Below are 20,612 nucleotides of genomic sequence, written 5' to 3'. Positions count from 1 at the left end.
ATGCGCATGCGGCCGACGGCAGAACCCGCGGGCCAGCACCTGGAAGGCGAGCACCAGGCGCACGAACTCCGGGCGGAGCTGGACGAGTTACTCCGGGCGAGCCGCTACGCGAGCCAGCGGGAGCGGCGGTTGAACGAGGCGCTGCGGGCGGCACCGGGCCGCCAGCGGCCGGACGGGGACCTGCTGCGCCAACTGGCCCAGGCCCGCACCCTGCGCGAGGGCCTGGGCGCCCGCTGCCTCCAACTGAGCGACCAGCTGGAGGACTTGCAGACCCGGCTGCGGCACCGGCAGTCCGAGCAGGCACCGCACCCCGCGCCGGCGGCACCGCCCGCCCGGCCCGACCTCGGCGCCCTGTCCGAACGGGTGTCGGCCCTGCACCGCGCCGGCGCGTTCGCCGAGGCCGCGGAGCTGCTCGCCCAGGCCGCGACCCGCCTCGAACCGGCCGACACCGCACTGCTGGTCGGCATGCTGGCCCGGCGCGGCCCGTCGGGCGCCTCGCTCCGGCTGGCCAGGAGCGCCGCCCGCTGCTCCCCGGAGCAGGCGGTGGCGGTGCTGGCGGAGTTGCGCGAGCTCGGGCTGGCCGAGGAGGCCGCGGAGCTGTTCCACACCTTCTGGGGCCTCCCGGCCGCCGAGCTGCCCGCCCTGCTGGCGGCGCTGGAGCGGGCCGGTCAGAGCGCGGACGGCGCCACGCTGCTCTGGGAGTGGGGCTCGGCGCCGACACCGGAGCTCACCGCGCTGGCCGACGGCCTGCGGCGCGCGAACCGCCGGGCCGACCTGCGGACCCTGCTGCGCCAGGCGGCGGGCCGGCCGACCGCGGACCTGGCCTCGCTGGCGACGGGCCTGCCCGCCGAGCTCGCCACCGTACTGCTGCACGAGCTGGCCGCGCTGCGCCCGCCGGCGGAGCTGGTCCGGCTGGCGGCCGCCCTGGAGACGGCCCCGGGGCTGTACGAGGAACTGCTCGCGGCCCTGCTGGCCGACGCCGTCCGGCACCGGACCACCCTCGCCGCGCTGCGCAGCGCCGGCCTGCCGACCACGCCGGCCCCGGCACCGCGGTCCCGCTGGGGCCGCAGGTAGCCGCGCCGGGCCGCGACGGGCCGCGACGACGGGAGCCCCCGCCCGCCCGGTGAGGGTGGACGGGGGCTCCCGGAGGCGCCGGCCGGACTCAGCAGCCGATCAGTCGCGCGGCCAGGTACGACTTGACCTGGTCGAGCGAGACGCGCTCCTGCGACATGGTGTCGCGCTCGCGCACGGTCACCGCGTTGTCCTCGAGGGTGTCGAAGTCGACGGTGACGCAGAACGGCGTGCCGATCTCGTCCTGGCGGCGGTAGCGCTTGCCGATGGCGCCGGCGTCGTCGAACTCGACGTTCCACGCGGTGCGCAGGTCGGCGGCCAGGCCGCGGGCCTTCGGGGAGAGGTCGGCGTTGCGCGACAGCGGCAGGACGGCGACCTTGACCGGGGCCAGGCGCGGGTCGAGCCGCATGCCGACGCGCTTCTCCAGGACGCCCTTGGCGTTGGGCGCCTCGTCCTCGAAGTAGGCGTCGATCAGGAAGGCCAGCATGGCGCGGTTGAGGCCGGCCGCCGGCTCGATGACGTACGGGAAGTACCGCTCGCCGGACTCCTGGTCGAAGTACTTCAGGTCCTGGCCGGACGCCTCGCTGTGCACCCGCAGGTCGTAGTCGGTGCGGTTGGCGACGCCCTCCAGCTCGGAGAACTCGCTGCCGCCGAAGTTGAAGCGGTACTCGATGTCCACCGTGCGCTTGGCGTAGTGGGAGAGCTTCTCCTTCGGGTGCTCGAAGAAGCGCATGTTCTCGGTGCGCAGGCCGAGGCCGACGTACCAGTCCCAGCGCTGCTGGAGCCAGTACTCGTGCCACTGCTCGTCCTCGCCCGGCTTGACGAAGAACTCCATCTCCATCTGCTCGAACTCGCGGGTGCGGAAGATGAAGTTGCCGGGGGTGATCTCGTTGCGGAAGCTCTTGCCGGTCTGGGCGATGCCGAACGGCGGCTTCTTGCGCGAGGTGGTCTGGACGGCCTTGAAGTTGGTGAAGATGCCCTGGGCGGTCTCGGGGCGCAGGAACGCCAGGCCGCTGGCCTCCTCGGTGACACCGAGGTGGGTCTTCAGCATGCCCGAGAAGTCCTTGGGCTCGGTGAACTGGCCCTTGGTGCCGCAGTCGGGGCAGTTGACGTCCTTGAGGCCGTTGGCCGGCGGGAAGCCGTGCTTGGCCTCGTACTTCTCCTCCAGGTGGTCGGCCCGGTGGCGCTTGTGGCAGGAGAGGCACTCGGTCAGCGGGTCGTTGAAGGTGGCGACGTGGCCGGAGGCCTCCCAGACCTCACGGGCGAGGATCACCGACGAGTCGAGTCCGACGACGTCCTCACGCGCCTGCACCATCGCGCGCCACCACTGGCGCTTGATGTTCTCCTTGAGCTCGACACCCAGCGGCCCGTAGTCCCAGGCGGCACGCGTGCCGCCGTAGATCTCGCTGCAGGGGTAGACGAAGCCACGGCGCTTGCTCAGGCTGACGATCGTGTCGATCTTGTCGGCGGCCACAGTGCTCTCTTCAGTACGTACGGCACGGTCAGGGCACGGCTGGTTGCGCGTACCCGAATACCTCAGGCTACCGGCCATATGGGTACGTGGTTCAAATCGGTATCGTCCGGTCTCCCCCACCCATCGTCACCTGCCGTTCACCCGTCCGAGTGAGTTGACAATCATTTCCACTAAAGATGAGAATGATTGTCATGATGATCCGACGACGCACCCGCAGCTCCATAGCCCTCGCCGCCACCGCCCTCGCCGCCTCCCTCGCCCTCACGGCCTGCGGCGGCAGCAGCAGCGCCCAGGACGCGAACGGCAAGCTGAAGGTCGTCGCCTCCTTCTACCCGATGGAGTACCTGGCCCAGCAGATCGGCAAGGACCACGTCGCGGTCACCGACCTCACCGCGGCCGGCGTCGAGCCGCACGACCTGGAGCTCACCGCCAAGCAGGTCGGCACCGTCCAGAAGGCCGACGCGATCCTCTACCTCAAGGGCCTGCAGCCCACCGTCGACCAGGCGGTCGCCCAGTCCGGCAGCAAGCACAAGATCGACGCCACCGCCGCCAGCCCGCTGGTGGACCACCACCTCGACGAGGGCGCCGAGGGCGGCGGGGCCGACGGGCACCGGCACGAGGGCCCGGCCGGCGATCCGCACATCTGGCTCGACCCGACCCGCTACGCGGCGGTGGCCAGGAGCGTCGGCGAGGAGTTCGCCAAGGCCGACCCGGCCCACGCCGAGGACTACCGCCGGAACACCGACGACCTGGTCGGCCGGCTGACCGCGCTCGACGAGCAGTTCCGCACCGGCCTGAAGGACGCCGGCACCCGGACCTTCGTCACCAGCCACGCCGCCTTCGGCTACCTCGCCGAGCACTACGGCCTCACCCAGGTCGCCGTCAACGGCGTCGACCCGGAGTCCGAGCCCACCCCGGCCCGCCTCGCCGAGGTGCAGAAGGCCGCCAAGGACAACGGCGTCACCACGATCTTCTTCGAGACCCTGGTCAGCCCCAAGATCGCCGACACCGTCGCCAAGGACCTCGGCCTCAGGACCGCCGTCCTGGACCCCCTGGAGGGCGTCAAGGACCCGGCCAAGGACGACTACCTGACGGTGATGAAGCAGAACCTGGCCAACCTCCAGGCCGCCCTCGGCGCCACCAGCGCCGCCAGCTGACGGGACGACAGCACGCCATGACCCCTCCGACACCCCCGGCCGTCCGCCTCCGTGACGCCGTCGCCTCGCGCGGCGGCCGGCCGGTGCTGCGCGGCGTCGACCTCACCGTCCAGCCCGGCGAGGTGGTCGCCCTGCTCGGCGCCAACGGCTCCGGCAAGTCCACCACCGTCAAGGCCGTCATCGGCTCCGTCCCGCTGGAGCAGGGCTCCCTGGAGCTGTTCGGCGTCCCGTACGCCGGGTTCCGCGCCTGGCACCGGATCGGGTACGTCCCGCAGCGCACCACCGCCGCCTCCGGCGTCCCCGCCACCGTGCGCGAGGTGGTCTCCACCGGGCGCCTGCCGCAGCACCGGCTGCTGCCGTTCCGCCGCCGGGACCGCGCCGCGGTGGACCGCGCGCTGCACGCCGTCGGCATGCTGGAGCGGGCCGGGGACGGCGTCGCCGACCTCTCCGGCGGCCAGCAGCAGCGGGTGCTGATCGCCCGCGCCCTGGTCGGCACCCCCGACCTGCTGATCATGGACGAGCCGATGGCCGGCGTGGACGCCGCCAGCCAGCAGGTGCTCGCCGACACGCTGCGCGCCGAGGTCGCCCGCGGCGCCGCCGTCCTCCTCGTGCTGCACGAACTCGGCCCGCTGGAGCCGCTGATCGACCGCGCCGTGGTGCTGCGGGACGGCTGCGTCGCGCACGACGGCCCGCCGGTGCCCAACACCGGGCTGCACGCGCTCCCCGGCCACGACCACGTCCACCCGCACGCCGACCACACCCCGCCGAGGCTGCTCGCATGACCGAGATGCTGTCCTACGAGTTCATGCAGCGCGCCCTGCTCGCCGCCGTCCTGGTCGGGATCACCGCCCCGGCCGTCGGCATCTACCTGGTGCAGCGCCGGCAGGCCCTGATGGGCGACGGCATGGGCCACGTCGCGATGACCGGCGTCGGCCTCGGCTTCATCTTCCAGACCAGCCCGGTCTGGATGGCCGTCCTGGTCTGCGTGCTCGGCGCCGTCACCATGGAGCTGGTCCGCTCGCGTGGCAACCAGCGCGGCGACATCGCGCTCGCGATGCTCTTCTACGGCGGCATGGCCTGCGGCAAGCTACTCGTCTCGCTCTCCGCCCAGGCCGGCGCCGGCTCGCTGGAGAGCTACCTGTGGGGCTCGATCCTCACCGTCGCCCCCGCGGACCTGACCGCCATCGCGGTGCTCGGCGCGGTGGTCGTCGCGGTCACCGTCGGGCTGCGGCGCCAGCTCTTCGCGATCTGCCAGGACGAGGACTTCGCCCGGGTCACCGGGCTGCCGGTGCGCACCCTCAACCTGCTGCTCGCGGTGATGGCGGCGGTCACCGTCACCGTCGCCATGCGGGTGGTCGGCCTGCTGCTGGTCAGCGCCCTGATGGTGGTCCCGGTGGTCGCCGCCCAGCAGCTGACCCGCTCCTTCGCCGCCACCCAGGCGGCCTCGATCGCGCTCGGCGTGGTGGTCTCGCTGGCCGGCGTCACCGGCTCCTACCAGCTCGACGTGCCCTCCGGTCCGGCCATCGTGCTGCTCGCGATCGCCGTCTTCGCGGTGTTCAGCGTGCTCGCGGCACCGCTCGCCCGGCGCCGCCACCGGGCCTCCGCGGACCCGGGACCGAAGGTCTGCGACGTCGAACTGCCGGACCGTCCGGCCGGGTCGCACCCGGGGCAACTCCCGGAACAGAGTTCGTCCGACACGACCACCCCGGGGCGGCGGGCAGGGCTGGCACAATGAGGTGCGAGACGCCCACCACCCCAGGAGGACCCACGGTGACCACCGCAGGCCCGTCGCCGCGCGCCCGATCGACCCGGCAGCGTGCCGCCGTCTCGGCGGCCCTGGACGAGATCGAGGACTTCCGCAGCGCGCAGGAGCTCCACGACATGCTCAAGCACCGCGGGGACTCCGTCGGTCTGACCACGGTCTACCGCACCCTCCAGTCGCTCGCGGACGCCGGTGAGGTGGACGTGCTGCGCACCGCCGACGGCGAGGCGGTCTACCGCCGGTGCAGCAGCGGGCACCACCACCACCTGGTCTGCCGGCACTGCGGCGCCACCGTCGAGGTGGAGGGCCCGGCGGTGGAGCGCTGGGCCAACTCGGTCGCCGCCGAGCACGGGTTCAGCGACATCGCGCACACCCTGGAGATCTTCGGCACCTGCGCGGAGTGCGCCAAGAAGGTCTGAGCGCGCCGCCCGGACGCGACGGCGAAGGGCCCGCGGGAGCTGCTCCCGCGGGCCCTTCGCCGTGCCCCGGCGCCGCGCCTCAGCGCTGGGTGGGCAGCCCCACCGGCGCCGGCACCTCGTTCGGGATCGCCCCGCCGAAGCGGCGGTCGCGCATCGCGTACTGCTCGCAGGCGCGCCACAGGTCACGGCGGTCGAAGTCCGGCCAGAGCACGTCCTGGAACACGAACTCGGCGTACGCGGACTGCCAGAGCAGGAAGTTGGAGGTGCGCTGCTCGCCGCTGGGGCGCAGGAAGAGGTCCACGTCCGGCATGTCCGGGTGGTACATGTAGCGGGCGAGGGTCTTCTCGTTGACCTTCTTCGGGTCCAGCCGCCCGGCGGCGACGTCGGCCGCGAGGGCCTGCGCCGCGTCCGCGAGCTCGGCCCGGCCACCGTAGTTGACGCACATGTAGAGCGTGACGGCGTCGTTGCCCTTGGTCTGCTCCTCGGCGACCTGCAGCTCCTGGACGACGCTCTTCCACAGCTTCGGCATCCGGCCGGCCCAGCGGATCCGCACGCCCATCGCGTCCATCTCGTCCCGGCGGCGGCGGATGACGTCCCGGTTGAAGTTCATCAGGAACTTCACCTCGTCGGGCGAGCGCTTCCAGTTCTCGGTGGAGAACGCGTACAGCGAGATGTTCTTGACCCCGAGCTCGATCGCGCCCTTGAGGACGTCCAGCACGACGGACTCCCCGACCTTGTGGCCCTCGGTGCGCGGCAGCCCGCGCTCCTTGGCCCAGCGGCCGTTGCCGTCCATCACGATCGCGACGTGCTCGGGGACCAGCTCACCGGGGATCTTCGGCGGCCGGGCGCCGCTGGGGTGCGGGGTCGGGGGAACGTACTCCCGCTGCTTGCCGCCGCCGAAGAGCCGTCGCGCTGCCATGTGCTCACTTCTCCACGTATCTCATCGAGCGGATGCCCCGCTCCAAATGCCACTGCAGATAGGCCGCGACCAGGCCGCTGCCCTCCCGCCAGTACCGCGGCTCGCAGGAATCGGCCGTCTGCCAGTCCCCTGACAGCAGCGCCCCGAGCAGTACCAGTGTCTCAGGGGAGGGTACGGCACATCCCGGCACTCGGCAGTCCGGGCAGAGCACGCCGCCCGCCTGGAGCGAGAAGAAACGGTTCGGCCCCTCCAGGCCGCACTTGGCGCAGTCGGTGAAGCTCGCGCCGTACCCGTTCACCGCGAGCGACCTGAGCAGGAAGGCGTCCAGCACCAGGTGCGACTCGTGCAGGCCAGCCGCCAGCGTGCGCAGACCGCCCACCAGCAGCAGGTACTGCTGCACGGCCGGCTCGCCCTCGTTCTCGGCGAACCGCTCGGCCGTCTCCAGCATCGCCGTCCCGGCGGTGTAGCGGCCGTAGTCGGTGACGATCGAACCGCCGTACGGCGCGATGGTCTCCACCTGGGTGCAGAGCGGCAACCCTCGGCCGACCAGCTCACTCCCCCGGCTGAAGAACTGCACGTCCACGTGCGAGAACGGCTCCAGGCGGGCGCCGAACTTGGACTTGGTCTTCCGCACCCCGCGCGCCACCGCGCGCACCTTGCCGTGCTGGCGGGTCAGCAGGGTGATGATCCGATCGGCCTCGCCGAGCTTCTGCGCCCGCAACACGACGCCGTCGTCCCGGAAAAGACTCATGCCAGCCATTCTCCCCCAGCCGCCGGCCCCGGCCGACAGCCGGCGACGACCGCCGGGGCCCGGGCGGGCGCCGACAGCCGTGTTGCCCGCACCGAGTCCGTGGGGGAGGACCGTACGGTGCGGGTCACGGCGGGCCCGGAGGGGGGAGTCGGGCCCGTTTGTGGGGGATGGGGATGGCTCGGGGGTCCGGTCGGACGGTTCAGGAGGTCGGTTTCCAGGGGGCCGGTTCAGGAGGTCGGTTTCCAGGGGGCCGGTTCAGGAGGTCGGTTCGGCGGGGGCGGCCCGGAGCCGGAGACCGGGACGGGCGGGGCGACTAGTACGGCGCCCGGGTCGCCGCCTCCAGCAGCGCCCCGACCCGCGACGCCGGCAGGTCCAGACAGCGCCCGACCGCGGCCAGCGCCTCGCGCTCCTGCGGCAGGTAGCGGCCGTCGGCGAGGGCGATCGCCGCACCCTGCAGCAGCAGCCGCTCCCGGCCCTGGTGGGCCAGGTGCGGGGCGAGCGGTTCGAGCACCGCGTGCAGTTCCACCGCCAGGCCGGCGGCCTCCCCCAGCCCCTCGCCGGAGGGCTCCCCCAGCTCGTGGGCGTCGCGGAGTTCGCCGCCGAGCCCGGAGAGCGCGGCGAGCGCGGCCAGCACCTGCGCCTCGCCGCAGTCCTCGAAGCCGGCCTCGCGCACCGCCGTGCAGGCCGCCTCGCGGGCCGCCCGGTGGGCGGTGCCGCCGGCCGCGAGCAGGGCCAGCGCGATGGTGTACTGGGCGTCCCGCAGCATCGCTCCGAGACGCACGCAGGTCGGTTGCTCCAGGCTCTCGACGCCGTACCGGCCGTGGCAGCCGGTGCACTGCACGCTGCCGATCACCGGGCCGAGCGGGAGCACCGGCGTCCCCAGCAACCGCAGCCACCGCCGGCCGTGCTGCCGGCGGTAGTTGCGGTCCCCGCCACAGCCGGGGCAGAAGAAGTCACCGAGAACGTCCGTCCGCCACCGCGGGCGAACACCCCACAACCTGGTCACGGCGCCACTCCCCAGACATGGCAGGCGGCCTGCACAACTATGGGCAGGTCACGCGACCGGACACCTGGGCCGTCCCACCGACCCGGCTTTCCGGTGGATCGATGTTGCCACGGTTACCGGCACGTGTCAGTACCCCGAACGCCTTCCGACCCGAAAAAATGTGGCGCAGGACACAGCCGCCCCCAGGTGCGGCGAAGGGCCGCCCCGGAGGACGGCCCCGCCGCGTGCCACTCGTACGAACTACCCGCGCTGCGCCCGGTTGACGGCGCTGATCATCGCCTTCAGCGAGGCCAGCACGGTGTTGCCGTCGATGCCGACGCCCCACAGCACCTTGCCGTCCACCGCGCACTCCACGTACGCGGCGGCCTGGGCGTCGCCGCCCTCGCTCAGCGCGTGCTCGGCGTAGTCCAGGACGCGGACGTCCACGTCGATGCGGGCCAGCGCGTCCGCGAAGGCGGAGACCGGACCGTTGCCGACACCGGTCAGGGTGACCGGCAGGCCGTCCACCAGCGCGCCGGCGATCAGCGCGTCCCGGCCGTCCTCGGTGGTCAGGGTGCGCGAACCGCTCAGCGAGATCCGGCCCCACGGGTTCTCCGTGGTGGGCAGGTACTCGTCCTCGAAGACCCGCCAGATCTCGGCCGGGGTGACCTCGCCGCCCTCGGCGTCGGTCATGGCCTGGATGATCCGGGAGAACTCGATCTGCATCCGGCGCGGCAGGTCCAGCTTGTGGTCGTTCTTCAGGACGTACGCGACACCGCCCTTGCCGGACTGGCTGTTGACCCGGATGACCGCCTCGTAGGTGCGGCCGACGTCCTTCGGGTCGATCGGCAGGTACGGCACGCCCCAGGTGTGCTCCTCCACCGGGACGCCGGCCGCCTTCGCGTCCGCCTCCAGGGCGTCGAAGCCCTTCTTGATGGCGTCCTGGTGCGAGCCGGAGAAGGAGGTGTACACCAGGTCACCGGCGTACGGGTGGCGCGGGTGCACCTCCATCTGGTTGCAGTACTCGGCGGTGCGGCGCACCTCGTCGATGTCGGAGAAGTCGATCTGCGGGTCGATGCCCTGCGAGAACAGGTTCATGCCCAGCGTCACCAGGTCGACGTTGCCGGTCCGCTCGCCCTGGCCGAACAGGCAGCCCTCGATGCGGTCGGCGCCCGCCATGTAGGCCAGCTCGGCGGAGGCCACGGCGGTGCCGCGGTCGTTGTGCGGGTGGACGGACAGGCAGACGAACTCGCGGCGCGACAGGTTGCGCGACATCCACTCGAACTGGTCGGCCTGGACGTTCGGGGTGGCCCGCTCGATGGTGGCCGGCAGGTTCAGGATGATCTCGCGGCCCTCGCCGGGCTGCCAGACGTCCATCACCGCCTCGCAGACCTCCAGGGCGAAGTCCAGCTCGGTGTCGACGAAGATCTCCGGTGAGTACTGGTAGCCGAAGACGGTGTCCTCGCCCAGCAGCTTCTCGGCGTACTCCATCACCAGCCGGGTGCCGTCGGTGGCGATCGCCTTGGTGGCGGCCCGGTCGTTGCGGAAGACCACCCGGCGGAACAGCGGGGCCGTCGCGTTGTACAGGTGGACGGTCGCGCGCGGGGCGCCGACCAGCGACTCGACGGTCTTCTCGATCAGCTCCTCGCGGGCCTGGGTCAGCACCGAGATGGTGACGTCCTCCGGGATCGCCCCCTCCTCGATCAGCGACCGCACGAAGGCGTGGTCGGTGGCACCGGAGGACGGGAAGCCGACCTCGATCTCCTTGTAGCCCATCGCGACCAGCAGGTCGAACATCTTGCGCTTGCGGGCCGGGGACATCGGGTCGATCAGCGCCTGGTTGCCGTCCCGCAGGTCGGTGGAGAGCCAGCGCGGCGCCTTGGTGATCACCTTGCTCGGCCAGGTGCGGTCCGGCAGGTCGACGGTGTCGAACGGCAGGTAGCGCCCGTGCCGCATGCCCGAGGGCTGCTGGCGGACGGAGGCGCCGGTGATCGGGGTGGGGCGGTCGACGAAGGCGCGACCGGCGGGGATGGACGCGGCGGAGCTCTGCTCGGTCATGGAGTGACTCTCTCGGCTTCCTGTGATGCGTGGGTGCGGGGCGGGTCGGGGAAGATCAACACCGACTGGCCGGCCAGCTGCCGCTCGCGATCCTCCGTTGGATCGCCCGATGACGCGCACAGCTCGAATCCCCGCGGCGAGGGAGCCGGCCCGAAATGGACTACAGGCCCTCGACGCGGCAGCTAAGAAGAAGCAGCCCGTTGCGCATGATGTCCCCAGCGTAACCCAGGGCCGCGCGCCCCCGAAGTGATCCGGCCCACCGTTCCACTCCTTGAGACGCCGACCGGTCATGCCAAGAGTGGTGACATCCGGTCATCGAGGCCTCACCCTGGGCCACATGACTGCAGCAGTACCGATCTGCGCGATCGTCCCGCCGTACGTCCTGGACCGCCTCGCCGAGGCCGGTCACGAGCCCGCCGTCCGCTCCCTCGCACTCGACACCGCGCACCGCGCGGCCCGCCTCGCCCCTCCCCCGCCGCCCGCCGGCGGGGCGGCCCCGAGCCGGGTGATCGCCGACGCCGGTCACAGCCAGCGGCTGCCCGGCCGCACCGTCCGCACCGAGGGCCAGGCCCCGGTCGCCGACCAGTCGGTCGACCACGCCTACGACGGCCTCGGCGCCACCTACGCCCTGTTCTCCGACCCCTACGGCCGGCGCTCGATCGACGACCAGGGGCTGCGCCTGGACGCCACCGTGCACTACGGCCGGGACTACGACAACGCCTTCTGGAACGGCCACCGGATGGTCTTCGGCGACGGCGACGGCGAGATCTTCGGTGACTTCACCGCCTGCATCGACGTCATCGGCCACGAACTCACCCACGGCGTCACCCAGTTCACCGCCGGACTGCAGTACCAGGACCAGCCCGGCGCGCTCAACGAGTCGGTCTCCGACGTCTTCGGCTCGCTGGTCAAGCAGTACGCGCTGCGCCAGGACGCCGCCGACGCCGACTGGTTGATCGGCGCCGGCCTCCTCGCCCCCGGCATCCAGGGCGTGGCGCTGCGCTCCATGAAGGCCCCCGGCACCGCCTACGACGACCCCAGGCTCGGCAAGGACCCGCAGCCCGCGCACCTGCGGGACTACGTGGACACCGCCGAGGACAACGGCGGGGTGCACATCAACTCCGGCATCCCCAACCACGCGTTCTACCTGCTGGCCACCGCCCTCGGCGGCCCGGCCTGGGAGCGCGCCGGCCGGATCTGGTACGACGCGCTGACGGGCCGCCGGCTGCCCGCCGACGCCGACTTCACCGCCTTCGCCCGGGCCACCGTGGCCGCCGCGCAGGCCCGTTACCCCGACCAGCCGTCGGTGGCGGACACCGTGACGGCCTCCTGGGCGCAGGTCGGGGTCAGCCCGGGCTGACCACCGTCCGGGAGGACGGCCGGAGGGGAGTCGACGAGGGGCCGGAAGGGGGCCCGGAAGGCGCCCGGAGGGGGATCGGCGGCTGGTCGAGCCGGGCTTAAGGTCACGGTCGGGGAAAAGGCCCGGCAATCCCCCTCCCTGCGTAGCACCATGGACACCATGCGTATCCAGGTGACCCGGACCGGCGGCCTCGCGGGGATCGTCCGCCACGCGGAGCTCGACACCTCCGACCGCACGGACGCCCCGCACGTCCACGCGCTCGCCCGCGAGGCCGTCGCGGGCGGGCTGCGGGCACCCTCCTACGGGGTGCCGGACGGCTTCCACTACGAGATCAGCGTCGACGGCCGCACGGTGCACTGCGCCGACCCGAAGCTCACCGACTCCCAGCGCGAGCTGGTCTCGCTGGTGCTGCGCGAGGGCGCGTAGGCCCGGACGGTGCTGCGCCGCCCGGTGGCCACCGCCCCCGCGTACGGCGAAGGCCCGCCCGGAGCACTCCGGACGGGCCCGCCCGGGCCGTCGGCCCGGCCGCGGCTCAGAAGCCGAGCTTGCGCAGCTGCTTCGGGTCGCGCTGCCAGTCCTTGGCCACCTTGACGTGCAGGTCGAGGTAGACCGGCGTGCCCAGCAGCGCCTCGATGTGCTTGCGGGCGGTGGTCCCGACGTGCTTCAGCCGCGCGCCCTTGGCGCCGATCACGATGGCCTTCTGGCTCTGGCGCTCGATGTAGACGTAGGCGTGGATGTCCAGCAGCGGGCGGTCCGCCGGGCGGCCCTCGCGCGGGAGCATCTCCTCGACGACCACGGCCAGCGAGTGCGGCAGTTCGTCCCGGACGCCCTCGAGCGCGGCCTCGCGGATCAGCTCCGCGATCATGACCTGCTCGGGCTCGTCGGTGAGGTTGCCCTCCGGGTAGAGCGGCATGCCCTCCGGCAGGAGCTTGGTGAGCAGCTCGGCGACCAGGTCGACCTGCTTGTCGCCGACCGCGGAGACCGGGATGATCTCGGCCCACTCGATGCCCAGCTCGACGCCGAGCTGCTGGATGGCGATCAGCTGCTCGGCCAGCCGCTTGGAGTCGACCAGGTCGGTCTTGGTGACGATGGCGACCTTGGGGGTCTTCTTGATCTCGGCGAGTTCCTTGGCGATGAACTTGTCACCGGGGCCGAGCTTCTGGTCGGCGGGGAGGCAGAAGCCGATCACGTCGACCTCGGCCCAGGTCGAGCGGACCAGGTCGTTGAGGCGCTCGCCGAGGAGGGTGCGCGGCTTGTGCAGGCCGGGGGTGTCGACCAGGACGAGCTGGGAGTCCGGGCGGTGCACGATGCCGCGCACGGTGTGCCGGGTGGTCTGCGGTCGGTCGGAGGTGATCGCGACCTTCGTCCCCACCAGGGCGTTGGTCAGGGTCGACTTGCCCGCGTTGGGTCGGCCCACGAAGCACGCGAAGCCGGAGCGGTACGGGGAGGAAGGGGCACTCATGCGCTCCATTCTCCCTGATCACCGGAGCCCCGCCGTCCGACCCCGCCCGGAACCCGCGACCGGCCGCCGGGGACGGGCCGCCTGCGGGCCGCGAACGGCCCCGGGAGCGGCCCGGGACCAGCCCGGATCAGCCCCGGCGCTCGCCCCTGGCGACGAGGGACATCACGATCAGCAGGACCAGGAAGGCGATGGAGCCCCAAAGCCAGAACGGCGAGCCGGTCTCCTGCCACTTGCCCATCCCCATCACGAACAGCAGCAGTCCGGCGAAGAACGCGACCGCCCCCATCTGCCCAGCCCCCTCACCGAGTTCACTCCCCCGGTGAGATTATCTGCTGAACACAGGACGGTGGTCGCCGGACCGTCGCCGCCCCCGCGGAGCCCGGGCCGGCCCCGGCGGGGCTCCGGACGCCCCGTGGGGCCCCGACCCCCGAACAGGGGCCCGGGCCGGGAGCCCGGGCAGCCCCCCCGGACGGCCCCCGCGGTGCCTCAGCGGGCCTCGACCGCCACCCGCAGCACCCCGTCCACCCCGGCCAGCAGCACCGGCGTCCCGGCCCCGCCGAGGTCCCGGACGGCCGCCAGGTCGGCCTCGGCCGGCTGCTCCGCCTCGCTCACCACGGCGGCCGCCTCCAGCGACTTCGCGCCGCTGGCCACCGCCATCGCCACCGCCGTCTGCAGGGCGCTCAGCCGCAGCGACTCCAGCGCGACCGTCCCGGCCACGTAGGTGCGGCCGGTCTCGTCGCGCACCGCGGCCCCCTCGGCCACGCCGTTGCGGGCGCGGGCCGAGCGGGCCAGGGTGATGATCTTCTTGTCTTCGGGGTCGAGCTCGACGATGTCACTCATGCCGCCGAGCATAGGCGGCCCGCCCCGGCGCCGGGCGGGCGACCGGTCGCCCGCCCGGCGGAGCGGGCGGACCGACCCGGGAAGGCTCCGGACTCAGTGCCCCACGGGATTGGGCGGCCCCGGGCGGAGGATCCTGACGAAGGTCTTCGGCCCGTTGGGCAGCGGCTCCTCGCGCCCGGCGCGCTCGCGCCAGTACGGGTTGTCGTGCGGCAGGTGGCTGCTCACCCTGCCGTACATCCCGAAGGTCGTCAGGACCACTCCGAAGACGAATGCGAAGAGCACGTTCGCCATCCGGAAGTTGAGGATGTTGGCGTCCGGCCGCCCGAGCACCGTCAGGCCGTAGAAGCCGGAGAGGACGAACAGCACGCCGACGGCCATGTTCAGGTTGGACGCGAAGTTCCCGCCGATCACCGCGCCCACCACCAGGACCGCGCCCGCCACGATGGACAGGATGCTCAGCGCCCCGTTGGTCGACAGCCCGGCGACGTCCGAGCCGTGGGTGGAGAGGAAACCCGGGTGGTCGGCCAGCCCCAGGCACCCGAACACGATCAGGAAGATCCCCCCGAGCCCCGCACCGATCCGCCACACCGTGACGAGCCGGTTGTCGACGGGCAGTTCGTCTTGCAGCTTCATGGCGGCCTCCACCATGGTGTAGTCGGCCCGGCCGTGGTCCAGCCGTCCAGGCGTCACGGCACCGGGCAGTGATCCACAGGGCACCCCCTAGCTGTAGGGGTGGCTCCCCTGCATGTGCGGCACCTCGTGCATGTAGAGCGAGCCGCACTGCTGGCAGCAGCGCAGCCCCGTGCCCCACTCCTGCTCGGGCCGCGTGTCGGCGTCGTCGGCCATGCTGCGGCCGCAGAGCGCCGTCGCGGGGTCGGTCTCGCGTACCACGTGCCAGACCTTGACCCCGCCGGCCGTACCCTGCGGGCCGTGCTCCGCGCGAAGTTGGTGCGTCATGCCCTCCATGGTCGCTCCGCGACCGCCCGGCCGCTACTCGCCGAACTCCGCCGCCGCCTCCTCGACCTCCCGGACGGGGGTGGCGACCATCGAGCCGATGCGATTGCGGCGCCCCGCCGAGGACTCGGCGGTCAGCAGGATCCCGGCCAGGCCGGTGCCGGCCGGCTCGGGCAGCGGGATCTCGCAGGCGGAGCCGGGGATCGGCACCCGCCCGAGGTGCTTGGCCAGCAGGCCGCCCACCGTCTCGACGTCCTCGTCCTCCAGCTCGACGCCGAACAGCTCGCCGAGGTCCTCCACCAGCAGCCGGGCGGTGATCCGGTACGAGCCGTCGCCCAGGTCCTCGATCGGCGCGATCTCCCGGTCGTACTCGTCGGTGATCTCGCCGACGATCTCCTCCAGGATGTCCTCGATGGTGACCAGGCCGGCGGTGCCGCCGTACTCGTCGATCACGATGGCCACGTGCGAACGGCGCTGCTGCATCTCGCGCAGCAGGTCCGCGGCCGGCTTGGAGTCCGGCACGAAGACGGCCGGGCGCATCACCGCGCCGACCTCCTCGGACTCCGCCTCGCGGTTGATGTGGGTGCGCCGGACCAGGTCCTTCAGGTAGACGATGCCGACCACGTCGTCCTCGTTGTCCCCGACCACCGGGATCCGCGAGAAGCCCGAGCGCAGCGCCAGGGTGAGCGCCTGCCGGACGGTCTTGTGCCGCTCGATCATCACCAGGTCGGTGCGCGGCACCATCACCTCGCGCACGATGGTGTCGCCCAGTTCGAAGACCGAGTGCACCATCCGGCGCTCCTCGTCCTCGATCAGGTCGTCCTTCTCGGCGAGGTCCACCAGCGCGCGCAGCTCCGCCTCGGAGGCGAACGGGCCCTCGCGGTAGCCCTTGCCCGGGGTCAGCGCGTTGCCGAGCAGGATCAGCAGCCGCGGGATCGGGCCGAGCACGGCCGCCAGCGGCAGCAGCACGAAGGAGGCCGCGGTCGACGTGGTGAGCGGGTGCTGGCGCCCGATCGTGCGCGGCGAGACGCCCACCGCGACGAAGGACACCAGCACCATCACGCCGAACGCCAGCAGGACGGCCTGCCAGGTCGGCTCGACGTTGCGCACGCAGACCACGGTGACCAGCACGGCAGCCGCCATCTCGCTGGCCACCCGGATCAGGGTGGCCAGGTTGAGGTAGCGGATGGGGTCGGAGGCGAGGGTCAGCAGCCGCGCCGAACCGCGCCGGCCGACCCGCACCGCCTCCTCCGCCCGGAACCGGGAGACCCGGGAGATCCCCGCCTCGGCGCACGCGGCCAGCCAGCCGAGGACGACCAGCAGCACGGCACCCAGGATGAAGCTCGTACTCTCACCACTCACAGGGGTTCGGGCTCCGCGCTCAGTGGGTGGTGGGGGCCGGGGAGATGCCGCCGAGGCCGCGGCCCGCCCGCCAGTCGTCGAGGATGCGCTTCTGGAGGGCGAACATCTCCTCCTCCTCCTCGGGCTCCTCGTGGTCGTAGCCGAGGACGTGCAGCACGCCGTGGACGGTGAGCAGCTGCAGCTCCTCGTCCATCGAGTGCTTGGAGGGGGCCGCCTTGCCCTGCTGCTCGGCGACCTCGGGGCAGAGCACGATGTCCCCGAGCAGGCCCTGCGGCAGCTCCTCGCCCTCCTTGCCGGGACGCAGCTCGTCCATCGGGAAGGACATCACGTCGGTGGGTCCGGGGAGGTCCATCCACTGGATGTGCAGCTCCTCCATCGCCGCACCGTCCACCAGGATCACGGACAGTTCGGACTGCGGGTGGATCCGCATCTTGTCCAGGGCGAAGCGGGCGACGTCGAGGATGGCTTCCTCGTCGGCGTCCCAACCGGACTCGTTGGCGATGTCGATCGACATGACGGGCTGCGTACTCAGCTTTCGGTGCGATGGGACTGGCGGGGTGCGCGGGAGCCGCGCCGCTGGGCGGGCTTGCGGGCGGACGAGGGGTTCTCCTCGGCCTCCTGCCGGGCGTCCCAGCGCTCGTAGGCGTCCACGATCCGGCCGACCAGCTTGTGGCGGACCACGTCGGTGCTGGTGAGGACGGAGAAGTGGATGTCGGGCACGTCGGCCAGGATCTCCTGGACGACCTTGAGGCCGCTGCGGGTGCCGCCCGGGAGGTCGATCTGGCTGGTGTCGCCGGTGACCACCACCCGGGAGTTGAAACCGAGGCGGGTGAGGAACATCTTCATCTGCTCGGGCGAGGTGTTCTGGGCCTCGTCCAGGATGATGAAGGCGTCGTTGAGGGTGCGGCCGCGCATGTACGCCAGCGGCGCGACCTCGATGGTGCCGGCCGCCATCAGGCGCGGGATGGAGTCCGGGTCCATCATGTCGTGCAGCGCGTCGTAGAGCGGGCGCAGGTACGGGTCGATCTTCTCGTAGAGCGTGCCGGGCAGGAAGCCCAGCCGCTCGCCCGCCTCGACCGCCGGGCGGGTCAGGATGATCCGGTTGACCTCCTTGGCCTGCAGGGCCTGGACGGCCTTGGCCATCGCGAGGTAGGTCTTGCCGGTACCGGCGGGGCCGAGGCCGAAGACGATCGTGTGCTTGTCGATCGCGTCGACGTAGCGCTGCTGGTTGAGGGTCTTGGGGCGGATCGTGCGGCCCCGGTTGGACAGGATGTTCGCGGTGAACACCTGGGACGGCGCCGGGCTGTCCGGGTCCTCCGCGGCACCGCGGAGCATGGCGATGGAGCGCTCCACGGAGTCCTCCGTCAGGGGCTGGCCGGTGCGCAGCACCAGCATCATCTCGGTGAAGAGCCGCTGCACGAGCGCGACCTCGGCGCGGGCTCCGGTGGCGGTCACCTCGTTGCCGCGGACGTGGATGTCGGCGGCGGGGAACCCCTGTTCGATCACCCGCAGCAGTGAGTCCGCGGTGCCGAGCAGGGTGACCATCGGGTGCTTCTCGGGGATGACGATCCGGGCGCTGACGCGGCCGTCGTCGGCCGGTTCGGGGCGCGACTGTCCGTTGGTACGGGTCTGCGATGTGTCACTCATAGGTCGGCGCTGGGGCCTGCCTCATCCCATCCGTGGTGTCGTGTGCCGCTCGGTCCTCCGGGGCACCAGGGTACGCCGCGCACGTGATCGCCGCGGCGGGCGGCGGGGCCGCACCCGACGATGCTGCGGCAGATCGCGGGGCGGCGCGAGCCCTTTTCGGCGTGCTCCGCGCGGTTCAGCCCTGCCGCCTCGGCGGGACGGGCACCCGGGCGAGGTCCTCGGCGAGCACCAGGTGCCCGTCGAAGTGCTTGCGGGCGTCGGCCAGGTGCTGCCCGAGGTCCGGGTAGCGCTGGGAGAAGTGGGTCAGCACCAGGGTCCGCGCGCCGGCCTCGGCGGCGACCTTGGCGGCCTGCCCGGCGGTGAGGTGGCCGTGGTCCTCGGCGAGGCGGGCGTCGGCGTCGGTGAAGGTCGACTCGACGACCAGCAGGTCGGTGCCCTCGGCCAGTTCGTGGACGCCGTCGCAGAGCCGGGTGTCCATCACGAAGGCGAAGCGCTGGCCCGGCCGGGGCTCGCTCACCTCGTCCAGGGTGACCAGCCGGCCGTCGACCTCGGTCGCGCCCTCGTGCTGCAGCCGGCCGACCGCGGGGCCGTGGACGCCGAGGGCGGCGAGCCGCTCGGGCACCAGGCGGCGGCCGTCCGGCTCGGACAGCCGGTAGCCGAAGGACTCCACCGGGTGGGAGAGCCGCACGGCGTCCAGGGCGAACCGGGCGCCGGGCGCCGGCAGCGGGCCCGGCTCGTCGATCGGGCGGGGGCGCAGCACGGCCGTCTCGTGGAAGGCGGTGGCGTGCCGCAGCCGCTCGAAGTAGACCTCGCCGGAGGCCGGGAAGTAGACGTCCACCGGGTGGGGGACGCGGTCCAGGTTGATCCGCTGGATCACCCCGGCGAGCCCCAGGCAGTGGTCGCCGTGGAAGTGCGTCACGGCGATCCGGGTGATCTGGGTGGCCGAGACCCCGGCGTGCAGCATCTGCCGCTGGGTGCCCTCGCCGGGGTCGAACAGCAGGCCCTCGCCGTCCCAGCGGAGCAGGTAGCCGTTGTGGTTGCGGTGCCGGGTGGGCACCTGGCTGGCGGTGCCGAGGACGACGAGTTCGCGCTGTGACACGGAGAGCCTCAGACCATGCTCTCGGTCATCGGCTTGCCGCCGAGCACGTGGACGTGGGCGTGGAAGACCGTCTGGCCGGCGCCGGCCCCGGTGTTGAAGATCAGCCGGTAGTCCTCGATGCCCTCGTCCCGGGCCACCGCGCCCGCCTCGGCGAGCAGTTCGCCGGCGATCTGCGGCTCCGCGGCGGCCAGCGCGGCGGCGTTCGGGTAGTGGACGTGCGGGATGACCAGGACGTGCACCGGGGCCTTGGGGGCGATGTCGCGGAAGGCGAGCACGCGCTCGGTCTTGCGCAGGACGGTCGCCGGGATCTCGCCCGCCACGATCTTGCAGAACAGGCAGTCGGACTGCGGCTCGCCGGCCATCGGCTACTCCTCGGGTTCGGGTCGCGGGGCGGTACGGCGGCAGCCTAGCCGAGCCGCCCGACCGCCTGCTGGTACTCCTGCAGGTGCTTCCAGCGGACGGAGCGCATCCCGACGATGTCGCCGTCGTCCAGGTCGAAGTCCTCGGACAGCAGGGTGACCGCGAGGAAGACGAAGCCGAGCAGCCAGCGCCGGGTCAGCCGCCAGGTGTTCGGGCGCATGACGCCCTTGCGGCGCACCACCCGCATCGCCAGGATCCCCTTGCCCACGCTGAACCCGGTCAGGCGGGCGAGCACCACCTGGTTGAGGAAGGACGCGGCGAGTCCGACCAGCAGCAGCGCCACGAAGTAGGGCACGGCCGGGCCCGCGGCGTGGGACGCGTGGCCGGCCACCGCGTGCGCGGCGGGCCTGGGACGGCTGGCCGCGTTGGCGGCGACGAAGCCGAGGCCGACGGCGAACAGGAAGTCGAGCACGATCGCCAGGAAGCGCCGACCGCCGCCCGCCTCCTTGGGGCAGGGCGGCCGGTGCGCGGCGGGCTGCGGCTGCCCGTACGGCTGCTGGTGGGGCGCCTGCTGGTAGGGCGGGTACGGCGCCTGCGGCGGCTGGGGCTGCTGGTACTGCGGCTGCCCCGGGTACGGCTGGGCCTGCGGGTTCCGGCCGTGGGCGCCCTGCCCGTACGGGTCCTGGCCGTACGGGTCCTGGCCGTACGGGTCCTGGCCGTACGGGTTCTGCCCGTACGGGTTCTGGCCGTGGGCGCCCTGCCCGTACGGGTTCTGCCCGTACGGGTCCGGGTGCTGCCCGTACTGCTGCGGTTGCGGCTGCGGATAGCCCTGTGCCATGTGCTCCCCCGTGAGCTGTGGATGCTCGTTCCCGATCGGGATCGATCAAGAACAGCCCCGCATCCTACTCACCGCCCGGAGCGGGAAGTCGGCC

Annotated in this window: 23 protein-coding genes; 7 read left to right on the top strand and 16 right to left on the bottom strand. The window is 72.5% G+C overall.

Going from position 1 to position 20,612, the window contains the following annotated elements; all coding sequences use genetic code 11:
• Complete coding sequence (locus ACIA8Q_RS05670) at positions 1–1,074, top strand: hypothetical protein (RefSeq protein WP_360210130.1); 1,074 nt, start codon at positions 1–3, stop codon at positions 1,072–1,074.
• Between the two features lie 88 nt (positions 1,075–1,162).
• Here ACIA8Q_RS05670 and ACIA8Q_RS05665 read toward each other — a convergent pair whose 3' ends face one another.
• A complete protein-coding gene (locus tag ACIA8Q_RS05665; protein WP_360210132.1) occupies positions 1,163–2,545 on the bottom strand; it encodes a glycine--tRNA ligase in 1,383 nt (460 codons plus the stop codon).
• 191 nt (positions 2,546–2,736) lie between these two features.
• Between ACIA8Q_RS05665 and ACIA8Q_RS05660 the strand changes: the two genes are divergently transcribed.
• The 4 genes from ACIA8Q_RS05660 to ACIA8Q_RS05645 are packed head-to-tail and all read left to right on the top strand — an operon-like array spanning position 2,737 to position 5,883.
• Positions 2,737–3,702 carry a metal ABC transporter substrate-binding protein gene (locus ACIA8Q_RS05660; RefSeq protein ID WP_396316797.1) on the top strand — a complete coding sequence of 322 codons (966 nt, stop codon included), beginning with the start codon at positions 2,737–2,739 and terminating at the stop codon, positions 3,700–3,702.
• Between the two features lie 17 nt (positions 3,703–3,719).
• A complete protein-coding gene (locus tag ACIA8Q_RS05655; protein WP_360210136.1) occupies positions 3,720–4,484 on the top strand; it encodes a metal ABC transporter ATP-binding protein in 765 nt (254 codons plus the stop codon).
• Complete coding sequence (locus tag ACIA8Q_RS05650; protein ID WP_360210138.1) at positions 4,481–5,437, top strand: metal ABC transporter permease; 957 nt, start codon at positions 4,481–4,483, stop codon at positions 5,435–5,437. The genes ACIA8Q_RS05655 and ACIA8Q_RS05650 overlap by 4 nt, the downstream gene beginning before the upstream one ends.
• A gap of 35 nt (positions 5,438–5,472) precedes the next feature.
• Positions 5,473–5,883: a Fur family transcriptional regulator gene (locus tag ACIA8Q_RS05645; protein ID WP_360210140.1), complete on the top strand. Its 411-nt coding sequence runs from the start codon at positions 5,473–5,475 to the stop codon at positions 5,881–5,883.
• Positions 5,884–5,962: 79 nt separating this feature from the next.
• On the opposite strand, the gene ACIA8Q_RS05640 is transcribed toward ACIA8Q_RS05645, so the two are convergent.
• From ACIA8Q_RS05640 to leuA, 4 genes are all read right to left on the bottom strand, one after another.
• Entirely contained in the window at positions 5,963–6,802 is an 840-nt protein-coding gene (locus ACIA8Q_RS05640; RefSeq protein WP_360210142.1) for an isoprenyl transferase, read from the bottom strand.
• A 4-nt stretch (positions 6,803–6,806) separates the two neighbouring features.
• The gene (gene recO / locus ACIA8Q_RS05635; RefSeq protein ID WP_387897671.1) at positions 6,807–7,553 is read right to left on the bottom strand and encodes a DNA repair protein RecO; all 747 of its coding nucleotides are present in this window, start codon (positions 7,551–7,553) and stop codon (positions 6,807–6,809) included.
• 313 nt (positions 7,554–7,866) lie between these two features.
• The gene (locus ACIA8Q_RS05630) at positions 7,867–8,559 is read right to left on the bottom strand and encodes a TerB family tellurite resistance protein (protein WP_360210146.1); all 693 of its coding nucleotides are present in this window, start codon (positions 8,557–8,559) and stop codon (positions 7,867–7,869) included.
• A gap of 240 nt (positions 8,560–8,799) precedes the next feature.
• Positions 8,800–10,596 (bottom strand): 2-isopropylmalate synthase, encoded by a 1,797-nt coding sequence (gene leuA, locus ACIA8Q_RS05625; protein WP_360210148.1) that lies wholly within the window; start codon positions 10,594–10,596, stop codon positions 8,800–8,802.
• Positions 10,597–10,933: 337 nt separating this feature from the next.
• On the opposite strand from leuA, the gene ACIA8Q_RS05620 reads away from it, so the two are divergent.
• Entirely contained in the window at positions 10,934–11,956 is a 1,023-nt protein-coding gene (locus ACIA8Q_RS05620) for a M4 family metallopeptidase (protein WP_396316796.1), read from the top strand.
• A 159-nt stretch (positions 11,957–12,115) separates the two neighbouring features.
• Positions 12,116–12,382 (top strand): protealysin inhibitor emfourin, encoded by a 267-nt coding sequence (locus ACIA8Q_RS05615; protein WP_360210152.1) that lies wholly within the window; start codon positions 12,116–12,118, stop codon positions 12,380–12,382.
• Positions 12,383–12,488: 106 nt separating this feature from the next.
• Here ACIA8Q_RS05615 and era read toward each other — a convergent pair whose 3' ends face one another.
• The 11 genes from era to ACIA8Q_RS05560 all read right to left on the bottom strand — a co-directional run bounded on the left by era (position 12,489) and on the right by ACIA8Q_RS05560 (position 20,518).
• Positions 12,489–13,418 (bottom strand): GTPase Era, encoded by a 930-nt coding sequence (gene era / locus ACIA8Q_RS05610; protein ID WP_360210154.1) that lies wholly within the window; start codon positions 13,416–13,418, stop codon positions 12,489–12,491.
• Positions 13,419–13,545: 127 nt separating this feature from the next.
• The gene (locus tag ACIA8Q_RS05605) at positions 13,546–13,704 is read right to left on the bottom strand and encodes a hypothetical protein (RefSeq protein ID WP_360210156.1); all 159 of its coding nucleotides are present in this window, start codon (positions 13,702–13,704) and stop codon (positions 13,546–13,548) included.
• A 200-nt stretch (positions 13,705–13,904) separates the two neighbouring features.
• A complete protein-coding gene (locus tag ACIA8Q_RS05600) occupies positions 13,905–14,258 on the bottom strand; it encodes a cytidine deaminase (protein ID WP_387897666.1) in 354 nt (117 codons plus the stop codon).
• Between the two features lie 93 nt (positions 14,259–14,351).
• On the bottom strand, positions 14,352–14,891 hold the full coding sequence (locus ACIA8Q_RS05595) for a DUF4383 domain-containing protein (protein ID WP_396316795.1): 540 nt from the start codon (positions 14,889–14,891) through the stop codon (positions 14,352–14,354).
• An 87-nt stretch (positions 14,892–14,978) separates the two neighbouring features.
• Positions 14,979–15,215 carry a hypothetical protein gene (locus ACIA8Q_RS05590; protein ID WP_360210162.1) on the bottom strand — a complete coding sequence of 79 codons (237 nt, stop codon included), beginning with the start codon at positions 15,213–15,215 and terminating at the stop codon, positions 14,979–14,981.
• Positions 15,216–15,248: 33 nt separating this feature from the next.
• Positions 15,249–16,574: a hemolysin family protein gene (locus tag ACIA8Q_RS05585; protein ID WP_360210164.1), complete on the bottom strand. Its 1,326-nt coding sequence runs from the start codon at positions 16,572–16,574 to the stop codon at positions 15,249–15,251.
• A gap of 19 nt (positions 16,575–16,593) precedes the next feature.
• Positions 16,594–17,088, bottom strand: coding sequence for an rRNA maturation RNase YbeY (gene ybeY / locus ACIA8Q_RS05580; protein ID WP_030061268.1), 495 nt, complete (start codon positions 17,086–17,088; stop codon positions 16,594–16,596).
• A 14-nt stretch (positions 17,089–17,102) separates the two neighbouring features.
• Positions 17,103–18,221, bottom strand: a complete 1,119-nt coding sequence (locus ACIA8Q_RS05575; RefSeq protein ID WP_387897660.1) for a PhoH family protein — start codon at positions 18,219–18,221, stop codon at positions 17,103–17,105.
• A 175-nt stretch (positions 18,222–18,396) separates the two neighbouring features.
• The gene (locus tag ACIA8Q_RS05570; RefSeq protein ID WP_360210166.1) at positions 18,397–19,320 is read right to left on the bottom strand and encodes a ribonuclease Z; all 924 of its coding nucleotides are present in this window, start codon (positions 19,318–19,320) and stop codon (positions 18,397–18,399) included.
• Between the two features lie 8 nt (positions 19,321–19,328).
• Positions 19,329–19,682 (bottom strand): histidine triad nucleotide-binding protein, encoded by a 354-nt coding sequence (locus tag ACIA8Q_RS05565; protein ID WP_360210168.1) that lies wholly within the window; start codon positions 19,680–19,682, stop codon positions 19,329–19,331.
• A gap of 44 nt (positions 19,683–19,726) precedes the next feature.
• Entirely contained in the window at positions 19,727–20,518 is a 792-nt protein-coding gene (locus ACIA8Q_RS05560) for an RDD family protein (RefSeq protein ID WP_396316794.1), read from the bottom strand.
• Positions 20,519–20,612: the final 94 nt, after the last annotated feature.

This window comes from Kitasatospora sp. NPDC051705 (assembly GCF_044453265.1).
Taxonomy (GTDB): Bacteria; Actinomycetota; Actinomycetes; order Streptomycetales; family Streptomycetaceae; genus Kitasatospora.
The sequence above is the reverse complement of the archived record's forward strand: the minus strand, read 5'-3'. Positions and strand labels throughout refer to the sequence as shown.

Bases quoted from the DNA above. Each gene is read 5' to 3' on its own strand.
- ACIA8Q_RS05670 (WP_360210130.1), top strand. From the start codon at position 1: ATGCGCATGCGGCCGACGGCAGAACCCGCGGGCCAGCACCTGGAAGGC.
- ACIA8Q_RS05660 (WP_396316797.1), top strand. From the start codon at position 2,737: ATGATGATCCGACGACGCACCCGCAGCTCCATAGCCCTCGCCGCCACC.
- ACIA8Q_RS05655 (WP_360210136.1), top strand. From the start codon at position 3,720: ATGACCCCTCCGACACCCCCGGCCGTCCGCCTCCGTGACGCCGTCGCC.
- ACIA8Q_RS05650 (WP_360210138.1), top strand. From the start codon at position 4,481: ATGACCGAGATGCTGTCCTACGAGTTCATGCAGCGCGCCCTGCTCGCC.
- ACIA8Q_RS05640 (WP_360210142.1), bottom strand. From the start codon at position 6,802: ATGGCAGCGCGACGGCTCTTCGGCGGCGGCAAGCAGCGGGAGTACGTT.
- recO (WP_387897671.1), bottom strand. From the start codon at position 7,553: ATGAGTCTTTTCCGGGACGACGGCGTCGTGTTGCGGGCGCAGAAGCTC.
- leuA (WP_360210148.1), bottom strand. From the start codon at position 10,596: ATGACCGAGCAGAGCTCCGCCGCGTCCATCCCCGCCGGTCGCGCCTTC.
- ACIA8Q_RS05620 (WP_396316796.1), top strand. From the start codon at position 10,934: ATGACTGCAGCAGTACCGATCTGCGCGATCGTCCCGCCGTACGTCCTG.
- ACIA8Q_RS05615 (WP_360210152.1), top strand. From the start codon at position 12,116: ATGCGTATCCAGGTGACCCGGACCGGCGGCCTCGCGGGGATCGTCCGC.
- era (WP_360210154.1), bottom strand. From the start codon at position 13,418: ATGAGTGCCCCTTCCTCCCCGTACCGCTCCGGCTTCGCGTGCTTCGTG.
- ACIA8Q_RS05605 (WP_360210156.1), bottom strand. From the start codon at position 13,704: ATGGGGGCGGTCGCGTTCTTCGCCGGACTGCTGCTGTTCGTGATGGGG.
- ACIA8Q_RS05600 (WP_387897666.1), bottom strand. From the start codon at position 14,258: ATGAGTGACATCGTCGAGCTCGACCCCGAAGACAAGAAGATCATCACC.
- ACIA8Q_RS05595 (WP_396316795.1), bottom strand. From the start codon at position 14,891: ATGAAGCTGCAAGACGAACTGCCCGTCGACAACCGGCTCGTCACGGTG.
- ACIA8Q_RS05590 (WP_360210162.1), bottom strand. From the start codon at position 15,215: ATGACGCACCAACTTCGCGCGGAGCACGGCCCGCAGGGTACGGCCGGC.
- ybeY (WP_030061268.1), bottom strand. From the start codon at position 17,088: ATGTCGATCGACATCGCCAACGAGTCCGGTTGGGACGCCGACGAGGAA.
- ACIA8Q_RS05575 (WP_387897660.1), bottom strand. From the start codon at position 18,221: ATGAGTGACACATCGCAGACCCGTACCAACGGACAGTCGCGCCCCGAA.
- ACIA8Q_RS05565 (WP_360210168.1), bottom strand. From the start codon at position 19,682: ATGGCCGGCGAGCCGCAGTCCGACTGCCTGTTCTGCAAGATCGTGGCG.
- ACIA8Q_RS05560 (WP_396316794.1), bottom strand. From the start codon at position 20,518: ATGGCACAGGGCTATCCGCAGCCGCAACCGCAGCAGTACGGGCAGCAC.